Here is a 17,021-nt window from a genome sequence, read left to right on the forward strand (position 1 = left end):
GACTCTCCTTGCGTCGAACGAACGCCCCGGCTCAGGTCCCTGAGGCCGGCGGGCGCGGGGTGTGGTCGGGGTGCCCGGGCGTGCGGCGCTCCTCCTTCATCTCCGCCTCGAACAAGTGGTCACTGCCCTGCGCGAGTTCCTGCACCGCGCTCAGCTCCAGCTGCTGGAAGGGCCGGTAGTAGGTGGCGTTGTAGGCCTCGACGATCTGGAACGTCCAGTGTCCGGGGATGACATTGCGCCCGAGGACCTGCGAGCGGACCTTCTCGGCCCATTCGGGGTGACCTGCCTCCTCCAACAGCCGTACGGCATCGTCCAGTTGCAGATCGGCGGTACCGGTCAGCTGATGGAAGTCGTACAGCCGGCCCCTGGCCCGCTCGGTCGTCTCCAGTGCCTTGGACAGCGCCCCGAGGGCCTTGACGGTCGTGTCGTCGACACCGGCGGGGCGCCGGTGGTCACGGTCGGGGCCGCCCAGGGCCTGCTCGTGTTCGTTCACTGTTCCTCCTCGACAGGTACGGCATCCCGAAGCGGGCGGCGCCGTGGCTCAGCGTCTGCTTCCGGTGCGGTCGCGGCGGGTCAGGAGTCGTTGGGCGCGGTTGAGACCGGGGGGCCGGTGGCGGTGCAGGGCGGCCCGTGCCGCGTTGGCGCCCGGCGCCCCGTGCACGCCGCCGCCCGGGTGGGCGCCGGAGGAGGCCAGGTAGAGGCCGGGGACCGGGGTCTCCGGGCGTCCGGTGCCCGGCACGGGCCGGAAGACGAGCTGCTGGTGGAGTGCGGTCGTGCCCCCGTTGATGGCGCCGCCGCTCAGGTTGGCGTCCAGCGCCTGGAGGGTCGGGGGCGCCAGGACGCGGCGGGCGCGGATCAGGGCACGGAATCCGGGCGCGAACCGTTCCACCTGGCGTTCGACCCGATCGGCCATGAGTTCCTGGTCCTTGGTGTCCCACTGGCCGGTGATGCCCTCGTCGGCGGCGTCGGCACCGATCTCGTGGGGGACGTGGGTGTAGGCCCAGGCCGATTCCGTGCCCTGCGGGGAGCGGGTCGCGTCCGCCGTGGTCATCTGTCCGAACAGCAGGAAGGGGCGGTCCGGGACCTGCCGCATGGCGAGCTGCGCGGCGAACCGCGTGAGTTCGTCGACGCCGTCGGCGAGATGCACGGTACCGGCCCGGGACGCCTGCTCGGCCCGCCAGGGCACCGGGCCGTCGAGCGCCCAGTCGACCTTGAAGGTGGCGAAGTCCCACTGGAACCGGCGCAGGTCGTCCAGGAGCTGCGCGGGCAGGTGCTCGGGGTCGAGCATGCTCCCGTACAGGGCGGGTACCGACACGTCCGCCAGCACCGCCCGGCGGGCCCGCACCGCGTCGCCGGTCGCCGTCCGCACGCCGACGGCCCGGCCCCCGCGGACGACGACCTCCTCGACGCGCTGCCCGCAGCGGATCCGCCCGCCCCGGGCCCGCAGACGGCCGGCCAGGGCCTGGGTCAGGGCGCCGGAGCCGCCGACGGGGACGGGGAAGCCGTATGTCTGGCCCAGCATGGCCATCAGCCAGCCGAAGCCGCCGCTGCCCGCCGATTCCGGGGCGAGGTCGGCGTGCAGGGCATTGCCCGCCAGCAGAAGCCGGCCGCCCTGGCCGCGGAACTCCTCCTCCCCCATCCGCCGTACCGGAAGGACCAGGGTCCGGGCCATCCGCAGACCGCCCGCGGCCCGCAGCCGCCACGCCAGGCGGGCCGCCGCGCGGACCGGGGGGAAGGGCGTGAACAGCGCGTCCAGGAGGTCGGGGCGCAGGTTCAGCCACACATCGTGCAGCCTCCGCCACGCGTCCCCGTCGCCCGGCGCGAAGGCGTCGAGGGACCCGGCGGTGATGTCGAGATCGCGGTCCAGGAGGGCGCAGCTGCCGTCGGTGAGGGGGTGGGCGAGCACGCTCGGCGCGTTGCTCCAGCGCAGTCCGTGGTCCTCCAGGCGCAGTGCGGCCAGGACCGGGGAGGCGGCGGCGAGCGGGTAGAAGGAGCTGAAGAGATCGTTGACGAAGGCGGGATCGACCCCGTGGTCGTGGCGCACCGCGCCGCCCGGCTCCGGCTGTTCCTCCAGCACCTCGACGCTCCAGCCGGCGTCCGCCAGTACGTTGGCGGCGACCAGGCCGTTGGGGCCCGCGCCGATCACCACGGCGTCAGGCATGACCGGCGCCCTCCGCGCCCGGTGCCACCGACCTGATCGGCACCGGACGCAGGGCGTCGCGGTCCCGGTTCTCGCACAGCCTGGCCAGTCGGGCGAGCATGGTGCGGTGGCGCAGCTGGATCAGCGCGTCGAAGCCGACGTTGTGCAGTCGGCCGCCCGCTCCCTGCAGTGGGTGCTCGTCCACGATGACCAGGCAGTGCTCGCCCCACTGCCGCAGCTCGATCGCGATGCGGGCGGTGCCCAGCACTCCGGCGTGGGCCTCCAGCTCCAGCCGGGCGCCTTCCTCGCAGTGGCGTACGACCGTCTCGTTCTCCAGTCGGACCGGGCCGAGCCGGATCTGGAAACGGATCGCCGCGTCCTGGTGCGGCCACTTCCCCCGGACCGGCTCGGACCGGCTGGTTCCCACGACCCACTCCGCGTAGCGGTGACCGTCGGCGAGGATGTCCCACACGGCGCTCGGACTGACTCGGATCAGACGATGGCGACGAGCCACGGATGCCTCCCAGACTGTGTGTGCAGAGAACTTCCCTCGTGATCCCTCGGCCGGATGCACCGCCCTCCCGGAAGGTCGGCGAGCGCCCGTTGCGGCTCGACCGATGAGGAGTGCCCATGTCCAAGAACAGCGTGCCGGTGCGCGAGGATGGCCACAACCTGGATCCGGGCAGGATGCCGGTCGGCCTGGCGCCGGCGCCGCGCACCCTCGTGCCCGCGGTGACTGCTCACCGCCCCTCGTCCGACCACTGCATCGGGTCGTCTACATCGGATCGTCGAACAACGTGAGGCGGGCCGTGACGCACTTGCCGACCGGCTCTCGGCGCGCCTCGATCCCCTGGACGACCGCCATCACGATCTCCAGACCGTGCTGGCCCACCCGCCCCGCGTCGGCGGCGCGCGCCAGCGGAAGTGTCGGATCGGTGTCCCACACCTCGATCTCCAGCATGCCGTCGGTGATGCGCAGGTGCAGCAGCACCGGCCCGGGCGCGTATTTCAACGCGTTGGTGACCAGCTCGCTGACCACCAGCTGCCCCAGATCCATGGTGCGGGCCGACACCGGCAGCCCGTACTCCCCCTGCACCCGCGTCAGGAATTTCGACGTCTGGGCCCGGGCGTCGGCGATACAGCCGTCCGCTCCGTCCAGGGCCACGGTCACCTCGGCAGGTGCGGCTTCCGGCATCCGCGAACACTCCTCAGGCAGGACCCGCACCCCGCCGACCATCTCCAGTACCCCGTTCATGAGCGCGCGCCTACCCCGTGTCTCCTGCCTTACGCCTGTGCCCCGCTGTTCCTGTGCTGCGGGCGAACTCACGTGCTGTCTCACGCATCGCGCCGGGACTTCTGGGGCAACGGTGGCACCAAGGACGTGGCAGGTCCCATCGAGTGCGCAGAGGACGCAAGTGGCAGAGAAGCGGGAAGCAGCGGGTCGCGGCAGCTTGTCCGTGTCCCGGACCGACGCCGACGGCATCACCGTCCTCGGCCTCGACGGAGAGATCGACCACCAGAGCGTGGGCGGCCTGACGCGGGCCCTGGCCCCGGCGGGCGCCTCCGCGGAGCGGCGGGTCGTCATCGATCTGAGCCGGGTCACGTTCATGGACTCCAGCGGTGTCAACGCCCTGATCGCCGCCTTCCAGGCCGCCCGGGCCACGGGAGGATGGCTGCGGCTCGTGGTGGTGCCGGGCGCCGTGCTGCGCACCTTGCAGCTCGTGGGTCTCGACACCGTCATCCCCTTCCACCCGACCCTGGAGGACGCCCTCGCGCCGGCATACCCCGGCCAGTGAAAAACAGTGCCGAGTACCCGAGGCCGCCTCCCTCATGCCACCCTCACGAAGCCTTTTTTCGCCATGTCACCATGCTTCGGTCAACCTTTTGTCGCTGCTCGGCACCTGGGTTAATCTTCATCGGATTTCTCATCGCGCAGCTCCGTGGGGTGCGGGATTGTTGCTGGTGAGCGGGCCCTTCACGAGCCCGGCACGGTTCCGAGTCCTCGGTGCGGGGGCTCGTGGGGAGCGGAACGAGGGTGCGCATGACCAGCACGTCGACGGAGGCCCGGGAACAGGCCCCGGGCGAACAGGAACTACTGCAGTTGCTGGCCGGGCTGACCGCCGTGCGCGACGGCGACTTCGGCACCCGGCTGCCTTCCGACGGCGAGGGTCTGCTGGGCGACATCGCCACGGTCTTCAACGGCATGGTCGATCAGCTGTCCGTGTTCACGTCGGAAGTCACCCGGGTGGCCCGCGAGGTGGGCACCGAGGGCACGCTGGGCGGCCAAGCGGAGGTCCCGGGGGTCTCGGGCACCTGGGCGGACCTGACCGACTCGGTCAACGCCATGGCGGGCAATCTGACCACCCAGGTCCGTGACATCGCCCAGGTGGCGACCGCGGTGGCCAAGGGCGACCTGTCCCAGAAGATCGACGTGCCCGCGCGCGGGGAGATCCTTCAGCTGAAGGAGACCGTCAACACGATGGTCGACCAGCTGTCCGCCTTCGCCGACGAGGTCACCCGCGTCGCCCGCGAGGTCGGCAGCGAGGGGCGCCTCGGCGGTCAGGCCCAGGTACCCGGAGTGGGCGGCGTCTGGCGCGACCTCACCGATTCGGTCAACTTCATGGCCGGAAACCTGACGTCCCAGGTCCGCAACATCGCCCAGGTGACGACGGCGGTGGCGCAGGGCGACCTCTCCCAGAAGATCACCGTCGACGCCCGCGGCGAGATCCTCGAACTCAAGAACACCATCAACACGATGGTCGACCAGCTCTCCGCCTTCGCCGACGAAGTCACCCGCGTCGCCCGAGAAGTCGGCACCGAGGGCCGGCTGGGCGGTCAGGCCGACGTCAAGGGCGTCAAGGGCACCTGGCGCGACCTCACCGACTCCGTGAACTTCATGGGCGGAAACCTGACGTCCCAGGTCCGCAACATCGCCCAGGTGGCCACGGCGGTGGCGCAGGGCGACCTCTCCCAGAAGATCACCGTCGACGCCCGCGGCGAGATCCTCGAACTCAAGAACACCATCAACACGATGGTCGACCAGCTCTCCGCCTTCGCCGACGAAGTCACCCGCGTCGCCCGAGAAGTCGGCACCGAGGGCAACCTCGGCGGACAGGCGATCGTCCGAGGCGTGTCGGGGACCTGGAAGGACCTGACCGACAACGTCAACGTGATGGCGTCGAACCTGACCGGGCAGGTCCGCTCGATCGCCCAGGTGGCCACCGCCGTGGCCCGCGGCGACCTCTCGCAGAAGATCACCGTGGAGGCCAAGGGCGAGGTCGCAGCCCTGGCGGACGTCATCAACACGATGGTCGACACACTGTCCGCGTTCGCCAACGAGGTCACCCGCGTGGCCCGCGAGGTCGGCACCGAGGGACGGCTCGGCGGACAGGCGCACGTACCCAACGTGGCCGGCACCTGGAAGGACCTCACCGACAACGTCAACTCGATGGCCAACAACCTCACCGGGCAGGTGCGCAACATCGCCCTGGTGACGACCGCCGTGGCCAACGGCGACCTGTCGAAGAAGATCGACGTCGACGCCCGGGGCGAGATCCTGGAGCTGAAGACGACCATCAACACGATGGTCGACCAGCTGTCGTCGTTCGCCGCCGAGGTCACCCGCGTCGCCCGCGAGGTCGGCAGCGAGGGACGGCTCGGCGGACAGGCCGAGGTGGAGGGCGTCGAGGGCACCTGGAAGCGGCTCACCGAGAACGTCAACGAACTGGCCGGGAACCTCACCCGGCAGGTCCGCGCGATCGCCGAGGTCGCCAGCGCCGTCGCCGAGGGCGACCTGACCCGGTCGATCAACGTGGAGGCCTCCGGCGAGGTCGCCGAGCTCAAGGACAACATCAACTCCATGGTGGAGTCCCTGCGCGAGACCACCCGGGCCAACCAGGAACAGGACTGGCTGAAGACCAACCTGGCCCGGATCTCCAGCCTGATGCAGGGCCACCGGGACCTGCCCGTGGTCGCCGAGCTCATCATGGACGAGCTCACCCCGCTGGTCGCCGCCCAGTACGGCGCCTTCTACCTGGCGGAGGACACCCCGCGCGGGCACGAACTGCGGCTGGTGGGCTCGTACGGCTATCCCGACGACGAAGAGCGGCCCACCCGCATCCCGGTCGGGCGCTCGCTGGTCGGGCAGGCCGCGCGCAACCGCCGTAGCGTCACCGTGGAAGAGCTGCCCGAGGGGTACGTCACCATCTCCTCGGGTCTCGGGCACGCCGCGCCCTCCGCTCTGGTGGTGCTGCCGATCGTGGTCGAGGAGCAGGTCCTCGGGGTGATCGAACTGGCCTCCGTCAGCCGCTTCAGGCAGATCCACCAGGACTTCCTGACGCAGCTGATGCCGACCATCGGTGTCAACCTCAACACCATCGTCGCCAACGTCCGCACCGACGAGCTGCTCGACGAGTCCCAGCGGCTGACCGCCGAACTCCAGGCCCGCTCCGAGGAGTTGCAGGTCCAGCAGGACGAACTCCAGCGCTCCAACGCCGAACTGGAGGAGAAGGCCTCCCTGCTGGCCTCGCAGAACCGGGACATCGAGGCCAAGAACCTCCAGATCGAGCAGGCCCGGCAGGAACTGGAGACCCGCGCGCAGCAGTTGTCGCTGGCCTCCAAGTACAAGTCGGAGTTCCTGGCCAACATGAGCCACGAGCTGCGCACCCCCCTCAACAGCCTGCTGATCCTGGCCCAGTTGCTGGCGCAGAACCCCTCGCGCAACCTCACGCCGAAGCAGGTCGAGTACGCGGGCATCATCCACTCGGCCGGCTCGGACCTGCTCCAGCTGATCAACGACATCCTCGACCTGTCCAAGGTCGAGGCGGGCAAGATGGACGTCGCGCCCGAGCGGGTCCCGCTGCGCCAGCTTCTGGAGTACGTCGAGGCGACGTTCAGGCCGATGACGTCGCAGAAGAGCCTGGAGTTCACGGTGGCCACCGCCCCCGGCACCCCGGCCGATCTGCTCACCGACGACTCCCGGCTGCGTCAGATCCTGCGCAACCTGCTGTCGAACGCGGTGAAGTTCACCGAGCAGGGCGGTGTGGAACTGCGGATCGACCCCGCCGCGGACCGGGAGGTACCGCCGGGCGTGCACCGCGGCGGCCCGGTCGTGGCGTTCCGGGTCAAGGACACCGGTATCGGCATCCCGCAGCAGCAACTGGAGACGATCTTCGGGGCGTTCCAGCAGGCCGACGGGACGACCAGTCGCAAGTACGGCGGCACCGGGCTCGGTCTGTCCATCACCCGGGAGATCGCCCATCTGCTGGGCGGCGCGGTCACCGTCGACAGCACTCCCGGCCAGGGCAGCACCTTCACGTTGTACCTGCCCGTGGCACGCGCCGACTTCGCGGAACTGGTGGAGGGCGGCGGACGTCCCGCGGAACACCCGCAGGACACCTTGGCCGCCGGGGAGCCGGCCGAGCCCCGGCAGCTCGCCGCTCCCGCGCCCTCCCCCGAGCACCGCAGGCGCCGTCTGCTGGTCATCGAGGAGCGCCCGCGGGGTCTGCTCACGCTGGTCGCCGAGCGGGCCGTCGCCGACCTCGCGTACGACTCCGACGATCCGCACGGGGGGATCGACATCATCACGGCGGTGGGGGCGCAGGAGGCGGCGAGCACGCTGGCGGCCGACCCCTGCCACTGTGTCGTCCTCGAACTGGGCATGCGGCACGACGAGGGCGCCGACTTCCTGGAGGCCATGCGCGGCGACTCGGCGCTGGCCAGCGTGCCGGTCCTGATCCACACCGGGCATCGGGTGAACCTCGGCCAGGAGCAGGGTCTGCGGGCTCTGGCGGGCGACCGGCCGCTGGACTTCCTGTCCAGCCTGGACGACCTGCGCGAGCGCATCACCCTGCACCTGTCCGCCGAGCAGCCTGGCGACGTGCTGTCGCTGGTGCGTCCCGAGGACCCGCAGCGGCCTGTGGCGCAGGTGGTGGACGACTCCTTCGTCGGCCGGACGGTCCTGGTGGTCGACGACGACGCGCGCAACCTCTTCGCGCTCAGCGGGGTGCTGGAACTGCACGGCTTCCACGTCCTGCACGCGGACAACGGCCGCAAGGGCATCGAGATGCTCCTCGCCCACCCGGACATCTCGCTGGTCCTGATGGACGTGATGATGCCGGAGATGGACGGCTACGCCGCCACCGCGGAGATCCGTTCGATGCCGCAGTACGCGGAGCTGCCCATCATCGCGGTCACCGCGAAGGCCATGCCGGGCGACCAGGAGAAGAGCCTCGCGTCGGGTGCCAACGACTACGTCACCAAGCCCGTCGACACCGGCGACCTGATCGCCCGCGTCCGACGGTGGCTGCCGGGGTGAGCGCACGCAGAGCCCACCAGCCGACCGCGTGACGTCCCAGCCGAGGAACAGGCCCACCTTGAGTGATCTCCGTCAGCCCTCCGAGCCCGAGAACGCCTCCGTGCCAGACCAGCCCGCCGTCGACGACGGCGACGGTGACGGGCAGCCCTCCCCCGTGGGCAGGCTGGCGGCGACCGTGGAGCGGCTGCGCAAGGAGGTGCGGGCAGCGCAGGCCGAGGCGGAAGGGCGGGCCCTGATCGAACTGGCCAAGGGCATCCTGGTCGAGCGGCTGGGGTGCGGTCCGGCGCAGGCCTCGCGGCAGCTCGCCGAGCTCGCCGAGCAGGCGGGGCTGACACCACTGGAGTTCGCCGTCGAGGTGATCAACCAGGCCTCGCGCGACCGGATGTCCGAGGTGACCAGCGCCTTCCTCGCGGCGACCGCGTCTGCCGATCCGGCCGACGGGCACTCCTCCGCCGTACGACTGCGTGCGGCGGAGAGCGGAGTGCTGGCCGCCGACGACACCCAGGCCGTCGCGGACTCGCTGCTGGAACACGCGCTCACCCCGCTGGGCGCGGAGGCGGTGGCCATCTGGGCCCTGGGGGCCGACGGGTCCCTCGCGCTGGCGGGCAGCGCCGGGTTCTCCACGGCCGAGGCCGGACGCTGGCGCCATGTGCCGCCGGGCGTGACGACCGTGGCACGGCGCGGGCTCACCGAGCGCAGGGGGGAATGGATCCGCAGTCTGTCCGAGACCGGCCTGCCGTCCATCGGGCAGCACCACTACCGCGACGGCGGCCGGGTCGCCGTACCCGCCGAGACCGGCGGGCGCATCCACGGCGTACTGGAGATCGTCTGGTCCACGGCGCTGGAGCCCCCTCCCGCGGCGATCGTCCGCCAGATCGAGGCGCTGGCCGAGCTGTGCGCGCACACCTTGGAGACGAACGCGCTCCCGCATCCCGACGACGCCACGAGCCCGCGCGTCCTGCCGGACGTCTCCGAGCTGATGGACCTGGCCGACGGGCTCCACGATCCCGCCCTGGTACTGGTGCCGCACCTGGGCTCCGACGGGCAGCTCGTCGACTTCCGCATCCACCACGTCAACAGCCGCTTCCTCGACCCGGCCGGCCGGCCGCGGGGCGCCGTGAACGGAGCGCTGCTGCTGGAGGCGTACCCGATGGCCGCGGGCCACAGCGAGCTGTTCGAACGGATCGAGCGCGTCTACGCCACCGGCGAGCCCTTCCGCGCCCACCGCATGCGGCTCACCGCCCTGGTGGACGACGTCACGCTCGCGGCGGTCGCCGACATCAACGTCAGCCGGCACGGCGGCAGCGTCCTGCTGATCTGGCGCATCGAGGACGAGACGGCCCGCCTGGCGAGCCTGCTCCAGCACGCCCAGCGCCTGGGCCGCATCGGCGGTTTCGAGGAGAACCTGCTGACAAGCGAGATCACCTGGAACGGCCAGCTCTACCACCTCTACGGCAGGCCCGCCTCCGACGCCCCCGTGCCGTTGGAGGACCTGGCCGCCCACGCCCACCCCGATGACGCCGTCGCCATCGGCCGGTTCCTGCGCACCCTGCTCCACCAGCGCCGTCCCGCCTCCACCGCGTTCCGGCTGCAACGCCCCGACGGGGTCACCCGCCATATCCGGGTCGTGGCGGAGCCGGCCCTGGACTCCGCCGGTCAGTTGTACCTGCTGCGCGGCGCCTACCAGGACATCTCCTCGCACCACTGGACCGAGGTCGCCCTCGCCGCCACCCGGGACCAGCTCGCCCACAGCGAGCAGCAGGCCAGCGAACGCGACCGGCTGACCCTCCAGTTGCAGCACGCCATCATGCCCCCGACGCAGGCGCCGCTGGCGGTTCCGGGACTGGACGTGGCGGTGCGCTACCGGCCCGCGGAGACCCAGCATCTCGTCGGCGGCGACTGGTACGACGCGGTCGTGCTGCCGTCCGGGCTGGTGCTGCTGTGCGTGGGCGACGTCGCGGGGCACGGCATAGAGGCGGCCACCAGCATGGTCGTCCTGCGCAACGCGCTGCGCGGGCTCGCCGTGACCGGCGCCGGGCCGGGCCAACTGCTGTCCTGGCTCAACATGGTGGCCCACCATCTGACCGGAGCGGTCACCGCAACGGCCGTCTGCGGCCTGTACGACCCCGAGACCCACACTCTGCGCTGGGCGCGGGCCGGGCATCTGCCGCCGGTCCTGGTGCGCGGCTCCGAGGCGGCACCGCTGCCGCTGGTGACGGGGCTGCTGCTGGGCGCCGTACCGGAGGCGACGTACGAGGAGCACGAGGTCCAGCTGGCCGTCGACGACACGCTGCTGATGTACACGGACGGTCTGATCGAACGCCGGGACCGGTCCGTGGAGGAGTCCCTGACGCAGTTCCTGACGGTCGCTCGGGCCGTCCCGCCCACGCTGGACCAGCAGTTGGACCGTCTGCTGACGCACAGCAAGTCGGACACGGACGACGACACCTGCATCGTGGGGATCCGGGTGGCCTGAGGCAGGAACCGGGCTTGTGTCCGGGCAGACGGGGAACGCGGTGCCCCAGACGATCGGGGAGCCGCCATGCCACGTGTCAAGCAGTACGCCGCCGCCTCGTCCGGCCAGTGGACGGACGAGGAGGAGGGCCGCCGACGACTGCCGTCCGGAGAAGTCCACGCAGGGCAGCCGGGCACGAACCAGACGGTCTGCGGGCTCTCCCTCAGCCGCTCCCAGCTGATCCGGTTCCCGCACGTCGCCTGGTCCGACACCTTCCCGGAGTCCGGGGGCGCGGCCGACCGGGTGCGGCGCCTGTGTCCGCGCTGTGCCTCCGTGGCGGGACGTCGCGGCGGCGACGCACGGCCGCAGTGGCACCGCACCGACCCCAGGCCGTGAAGGGAGCCGGCATGACCGCCACGAGAAGTCCCGGCGTCCCGGAGCGGTTGGCGCGGGCCGCCGACGACGTGTTCGGCTGGAGCGAGTTGCGGCCGGGGCAGCTGACCGCGATGGAAGCGGTCATGCGGGGCCGGGACACCCTGGCCGTGATGCCCACCGGCGCCGGGAAGTCGGCGGTCTACCAGGTGCCCGGGCTGTTGCTTCCCGGGCCCACGGTGGTGGTTTCTCCGCTGATCGCCCTCCAGCGGGACCAGATCGCCGGCCTGCTCAGCCACGCCGACGCCCCGGAGGCCGTCGCGGTCAACTCCGCCCAGGCGGCCGGAGAGGCGGAGGCCGCCTGGGACGCGGTGCGGCAGGGCGACGCCGAGTTCCTGTTCCTCTCCCCCGAGCAGCTCGCCAAGGACGAGGTGGTCGAGCGCCTGGCCGAGGCCGCGCCCTCGCTGTTCGTCGTCGACGAGGCCCAGTGCGTCGCCGCCTGGGGCCACGACTTCCGTCCCGACTACCTCCGCCTGGCCCAGGCGGCCCAGCGGATGGGCAGGCCGCCGGTCCTCGCCCTGACCGCCACGGCCGCTCCGCCGGTGCGCGAGGAGATCGTGGAGCGGCTCGGCATGGAAGATCCGGAACTGGTCGTCGCCGGTTTCGACCGGCCGAACATCGCGTTGGAGGTGCGCCGCTTCCTCGACGACACGGACAAGCGCCGGGTGGTCGTGGAGCGTGCCGCGGCGGAGCCCAAGCCGGGCCTCGTCTACACCGCCACCCGCCGGGACGCCGAGGCCTACGCCGCCGACCTCGCCGCGCTGGGTCTGTCGGCCGACGCCTACCACGCCGGGCTGACAGCCGGTGAGCGCTCCCGGGTCCACGATGCCTTCCTGGCCGGCGAGACCGACGTCGTGGTCGCCACCTCCGCCTTCGGCATGGGCATCGACAAGGAGGACGTACGGTTCGTGCTGCACGCCTCCGTACCCGGCTCCCTGGACGCCTACTACCAGGAGATCGGCCGTGCGGGCCGCGACGGCGGGCCCGCGCTCGCCGTCCTGCACTACCGGCCGCAGGACAGCGGCCTGCAGCGCCTCTTCGCCACCCGCACGCCGGACGAGGACACCCTCGGCGCGGTCGCTGAGTACGTCCACGAGCGCGACGCTCCCGCCGAGCCGGACGGCATCGGGAAGGAGACGGGGCTTTCGCGCAGACGGGTGACGGCGGCCGTCAATCGGCTGGAGCAGGGGGGGCCGTGCGCACCGAGGACGACGGGCGGGTGCGTGCCGTTGCCGGGACGACGGCCGAGGAGGCGGCCGCGCGTGCGGCGGAGGAGGCCCGGTCACGCAGGAGGCTGGAGGAGTCGAGGCTGGCCATGATGCTGGGGTACGCCGAGACGACCGGCTGCCGGCGCCGCTTCCTGCTCGGTTACTTCGGGGAGCCCTACGAGGCGCCGTGCGGGGCGTGCGACATGTGTGCGCCCGTCGCGCCCGCCCCGTCCGAGGACAGCGTCGTCGAGGGGGTGGGCGACACGAGCGACGACTCCGACGCGCAGGCGCCTGCCGACTCCTATCCGGCGGGCACGCGCGTGCGGCACTCGGAATGGGGCGACGGAACGGTGATGAGCGAGGAGGGCGACCGGATCACCGTGCTGTTCGAGTCCATGGGCTACCGCACGCTGTCCCTGGCGGCGATCGCCGGCAAGGGCCTCCTCACAGCAGACCCGCTCAGTGCCGTGCCACCACCCGCAGCGTCTTGACCGAGGGGTCGGCGGCGTCCGGGATCAGGACGCCGTGCTCGACGCCGCTGCGCAGGTAGTCGAGGACCTCGTCGGTGATGACCTCACCGGGAGCGACCGCCGGCACGCCCGGCGGGTACGGGCTGATCATCTCCGCGGAGATACGCCCGGCGGCACGCTCGGCGGGGACATGGTCGACCGCGGCGAAGAAGGCATCGCGCGGCAGCATGGCCTGCTCCAGCTCCAGGGCCGAGGGCTCGGGCAGGCGTACCGGCGGCCTGCGTTCGATGGACTCGGCGCCCTCGGTGAGGGCGCGCAGGGCGTCCAGCAGCACCTTCTCCGTCTCGTCGTCATCGGCGTGCGTGATCGACGCGCTGAGCCGGCAGGTGTCGGAACCGCCCACATCCACGTGCCGCTCGGCCCGCAGCCATTCGGCGGCCTGCATGCCGCTGATCCCGAGCTCGCGTACGTCGATCACGATCTTCAGGGGGTCGAAGTCGGCGGCGAGCCCTTCCTCCACGATCTCCTGCCCCATGGGCCGCAGTCCCGGCAGGTCCCCGGCCGCCAGCCGGATCCGCTCCGCGCGGTGCAGCGCGGCGTCCAGGAGGTCGTGGCCCTGCTCGACCATCTGGCGGCGCCAGCCGTCGAGGGTCAGGTACACCAGGGACGAGGCGCTCGTGGTACCGAGCAGGTCCTCCCGCTGCTTGAGTGCTTCCGGCGAGACCCGGTCGTACTGGAGGTGGAAGACGGAGCTCTGCTCGATCGCCCCGCCCATCTTGTGGACGCTGGTGACCACCAGGTCCGCCTCGGCGTCCATGCCCCAGGCCGGCAGGTCGGGGTGGAAGGGCAGGTGGGCGCCCCAGGCCTCGTCGACGATGAGGGGTACGTCGAACTCGTGGCACACGCGCGCCACGCCCCGGATGTCGGCGCAGGTCCCCCAATCGGTGGGGGTGATCAGCAGCATGCCCTTGGCGTCCGGGTGCTCCTGGAGGCGGCGGCGTACGTCGTCGGGCTCCGGCGGGTGGGCGATGTGCCGCTCGCGGTCGAACTTGGGGTGGACCCAGATCGGTTCGACGCCGTTGACGACGACGGCCGAGATCACGGACTTGTGCGCGTTGCGCGAGATCAGCAGCTTCTCCCCGGGGCCCGCCACGGCCAGCATCGCCGTCTTGACGGACAGGGAGCTGCCGCACGTGGAGAAGAACGCCTGCTCGGCGCCGACCGCGTCCGCCATCAGTTCCTGCGCCTGGCTGAGCACGCCCTGGGACTGGCGGCGGTCGTCCAGGCCGTTGAGGGACAGGACGTCCGAGCGGAACACGTCGAGCCCGACGATCTCGGCAACTCGCGGGTCCACACCGCGGCCCTGCCTGTGGCCGGGCGGGCCGAAGACCGTGTCTCCGCGACGCCGGAACTCCTCCAGCGCCTCCAGTACCGGCACCCGCGAGTGATCCATCGTTCCTCCCAAGTCCGTCCCGCCCGGTCCGGTGTCGACGTCGTATGCCTACCGGTCTGAACACCGTGTTGACCGCTGACGCCGTCCGAAACGCCCGGAGCCGCCGTCCGGGGGTCAGGAGGGGTGCAGGTGCCGTTCCATCCAGTCCGCGGCGGCCCGGCGGAACAGGCGCCGGTTGTCCGCGCGCAGGAAGTCGTGCCCCTCGTCCCGCAGGACGAGGAGTTCGGCGGCCACACCGTGTTCCCGCGCGGCCCGCACGAACTGTTCCGACTCCCCCGGCGGCACGTTGGTGTCGTGCTCGCCGTGGACGGCGAGCAGGGGCGCCCGCAGCGCGTCGATACGGCTCATCGGGGACAGGGCGTGCAGCAGCTCGCGGTCGCGTTCGGGGTGGCCGTACTTGTGAGCGGCCGATTCCGCGATCCAGGGCTCGGTGCCGGCGAAGAAGGTCAGGAGGTCGGACATGCCGCAGACGGCGACCCCGGTGCGGAACAGGTCCGGGTGCCACACCAGGGAGGCGAAGGTCAGGTAGCCGCCGTATGAGCGTCCCATCACCGCCAGCCGCGTGGGGTCCGCGGGGCCCGCCGTGACCGCGTGGGCCGCGCAGTCCGCGACGTCGTCGAGTGCGGCGAAGCGGCCGGTGCCCAGGTCAGCGTCGACGAAGGACCTGCCGTGTCCGCCGGAGCCGCGGACATCGGGGGCGAAGACGTCCAGTCCGCGCCCGAGCAGCTCGTGGTAGAGCGGGTCGAACACCGGGCGTTCCTGGTCCTCGGGGCCGCCGTGCAGGTGGATCACGCAGGGCGCGGGCTCGTTCGGGGCGCGTCCGGGAGCGCGGTAGTACCAGCCGCTGAGGGGCAGGCCGTCCCGGGCGGTGAGGCGGGAGAGGACGGGGCGTACGGGCGGGCGGCCGGGTGGGACGGCGTCCTCGTCCCGGGAGGACCACGGGGTGCGCAGCAGGGACACGCCTTCGTGGGCCCACCACACGCCGGGGCGGCGTTGTGAACCGGACAGCGCCAGCAGCAGGCGCCCGGCACCGGCCGGCGCGATCCGCGTGACGACCTCGTGGGGCAGCGGCACCGGCCGCGCCGGTCCGGCGGTGTCCGCGGCCCCGTACCCGGGGGTGGTCTCGACGACGTCGAGTTCGCAGGCGCCCCGCACGTTCCACGCGAGTACGGCCGTCCTGCCGTCGTGCGCCATCGCCAGCAGTTCGAGGTCGCAGTCCTCGCGCTCGGCGACGACGGTTCTGCCGAGCGGTGTGCCGTCGGCGTCGAGAGCGACGGCGAACAGGGCCGCGTACTCCCGGTCGGCGTCGCTGCGCAGCCACAGCGTCCGCCCGTCGGGCGAGAACCGGCCGATCCACTGGTCACCGTCGGCGACCGGCAGGGTGAAGGTGGTCGCCCCGTCGTAGAGGCGCCGGACGAACGCCTCCCGCCGCCCGCGCGGCCCCCGGCGCAGCAGCGCCAGCCTGCCGTCGTGGCTGAGGTCGCACACCCGGAGGGTGGGGGCGTCCGGTTCCGTGGCGAGCAGCACGGGAGAGGCCAGAGCGTCCGGATCGACGAGGTAGGCGGACAGGCCCGCGCCAGGCCGGGTCGCCGGTGTCCCTCCCTGCCCCACGGCGTAAGCGGTGGTGCCCAGGAGGGTCGCCCGGCCGTCCCGCGCCGTCCAGTGGGCCGGGGCGGCGTCCGCCCGGGTGGGGGTGTCGGCCGGTGCGGCGAGGGTGACGGCGACGGCCGAGCCGTCGTGGGCCCAGCAGCCGAGGTAGGCGGAGCTGTCCGGGTCGGCACCGGCCAGCAGGCGACGACCGGTGCCGTCGGGACGCACGCACAGCACGCGTGAGTGCTCTCCGCCGCCCGGTGCGGTGGTGTACGCGATCCAGCGGCCGTCGGGTGACCAGGACACCTCCTTCACGGGGTCCGGGGAGGAGTCGAGCAGCCGGACGCCCTCCCCGTCCACGGGCCCGGCCCACAGCTGGGGGACGCCGCCCCGGTCGCAGATGAAGGCCACCTGGGTGCCGTCGGGATGGGCTGAGGGATACCAGCAGCCGTGCGCGTGCAGCCGGGTCACGGCGTCCCGTGGCCCTTCCGCCTCGGGCAGCGGCATCGGAGCCGGGGCCGCCGCACGGGCGGGCTCCTGCACCGGTGGGGGCGCGGCGACGCGGGCGGGCCCGCGCACCGGTGCTCGGCCTGCGGGGCGGGCGGACCCCTGTGCCGGTGCGGGGTCTGCGGGGCGGGCGGACCCCCGTGCCGGGGCGGGCATCGCGGCACCGGCAGACCCCTGCGGCGCTGCGGATTCCTGCGCCGACGCAGGCGTCGCTGCACCGGCAGGCCCTTCTACCGATCCGGGCGCCGCACCACGGGCAGACCCCTGCGGCGCTGCGGATTCCTGCGCCGACGCAGGCGCCGCGGCGCGCGGGCCCTCCGCCGATGCCGGCATCACGGCACCGGCAGGCCCCTCCACCCACCCGGGCGCCGCACCATGGGCAGACCCCGGCGCCGATCCGGGCGTCGCACCGCGAGGGCCCTGCGCCGGGGCGGGCGGCGCCGTGTGCGG

At 72.4% G+C, this 17,021-nt stretch carries 11 protein-coding genes and 1 pseudogene; 6 read left to right on the plus strand and 6 right to left on the minus strand.

Annotated features, from left to right (window positions below):
* Positions 1-31: 31 nt before the first annotated feature.
* The 3 genes from ACIRP7_RS20875 to ACIRP7_RS20885 are packed head-to-tail and all read right to left on the minus strand — an operon-like array spanning position 32 to position 2,654.
* Complete coding sequence (locus tag ACIRP7_RS20875; RefSeq protein WP_403661389.1) at positions 32-493, minus strand: hypothetical protein; 462 nt, start codon at positions 491-493, stop codon at positions 32-34.
* A gap of 48 nt (positions 494-541) precedes the next feature.
* Positions 542-2,161 (minus strand): phytoene desaturase family protein, encoded by a 1,620-nt coding sequence (locus ACIRP7_RS20880; RefSeq protein WP_403661392.1) that lies wholly within the window; start codon positions 2,159-2,161, stop codon positions 542-544.
* Entirely contained in the window at positions 2,154-2,654 is a 501-nt protein-coding gene (locus tag ACIRP7_RS20885; protein ID WP_403661395.1) for an SRPBCC family protein, read from the minus strand. Before ACIRP7_RS20885 ends, ACIRP7_RS20880 begins: the two co-directional genes overlap by 8 nt.
* A 116-nt stretch (positions 2,655-2,770) precedes the next feature.
* Here ACIRP7_RS20885 and ACIRP7_RS20890 point away from each other — a divergent pair, with 116 nt between their 5' ends.
* A complete protein-coding gene (locus ACIRP7_RS20890; RefSeq protein WP_403661398.1) occupies positions 2,771-2,941 on the plus strand; it encodes a hypothetical protein in 171 nt (56 codons plus the stop codon).
* Here the strand turns inward: ACIRP7_RS20890 and ACIRP7_RS20895 are convergent.
* Entirely contained in the window at positions 2,916-3,395 is a 480-nt protein-coding gene (locus ACIRP7_RS20895; RefSeq protein WP_403661401.1) for an ATP-binding protein, read from the minus strand. The two genes, ACIRP7_RS20890 and ACIRP7_RS20895, sit on opposite strands and share 26 nt — an antisense overlap.
* Positions 3,396-3,597: 202 nt before the next feature.
* Between ACIRP7_RS20895 and ACIRP7_RS20900 the strand changes: the two genes are divergently transcribed.
* From ACIRP7_RS20900 to ACIRP7_RS20920, 5 genes and pseudogenes are all read left to right on the plus strand, one after another.
* A complete protein-coding gene (locus tag ACIRP7_RS20900; protein WP_403661404.1) occupies positions 3,598-3,936 on the plus strand; it encodes an STAS domain-containing protein in 339 nt (112 codons plus the stop codon).
* 245 nt (positions 3,937-4,181) lie between these two features.
* Positions 4,182-8,456: a HAMP domain-containing protein gene (locus ACIRP7_RS20905; protein WP_403661407.1), complete on the plus strand. Its 4,275-nt coding sequence runs from the start codon at positions 4,182-4,184 to the stop codon at positions 8,454-8,456.
* 58 nt (positions 8,457-8,514) lie between these two features.
* The gene (locus ACIRP7_RS20910) at positions 8,515-10,932 is read left to right on the plus strand and encodes a SpoIIE family protein phosphatase (RefSeq protein WP_403661410.1); all 2,418 of its coding nucleotides are present in this window, start codon (positions 8,515-8,517) and stop codon (positions 10,930-10,932) included.
* A 66-nt stretch (positions 10,933-10,998) separates the two neighbouring features.
* Complete coding sequence (locus ACIRP7_RS20915) at positions 10,999-11,307, plus strand: hypothetical protein (protein WP_403661413.1); 309 nt, start codon at positions 10,999-11,001, stop codon at positions 11,305-11,307.
* Positions 11,308-11,318: 11 nt separating this feature from the next.
* A pseudogene (locus ACIRP7_RS20920) lies at positions 11,319-13,042 on the plus strand (RecQ family ATP-dependent DNA helicase).
* Here the strand turns inward: ACIRP7_RS20920 and ACIRP7_RS20925 are convergent.
* On the minus strand, positions 13,011-14,474 hold the full coding sequence (locus tag ACIRP7_RS20925; RefSeq protein WP_403661416.1) for an aminotransferase class I/II-fold pyridoxal phosphate-dependent enzyme: 1,464 nt from the start codon (positions 14,472-14,474) through the stop codon (positions 13,011-13,013). The pseudogene ACIRP7_RS20920 and the gene ACIRP7_RS20925 sit on opposite strands and share 32 nt — an antisense overlap.
* Before the next feature lie 114 nt (positions 14,475-14,588).
* Entirely contained in the window at positions 14,589-16,727 is a 2,139-nt protein-coding gene (locus ACIRP7_RS20930) for a S9 family peptidase (RefSeq protein WP_403661419.1), read from the minus strand.
* Positions 16,728-17,021: the final 294 nt, after the last annotated feature.

Source organism: Streptomyces sp. NPDC102270 (assembly GCF_044766405.1).
In the GTDB taxonomy this organism is placed as follows: Bacteria; Actinomycetota; Actinomycetes; order Streptomycetales; family Streptomycetaceae; genus Streptomyces.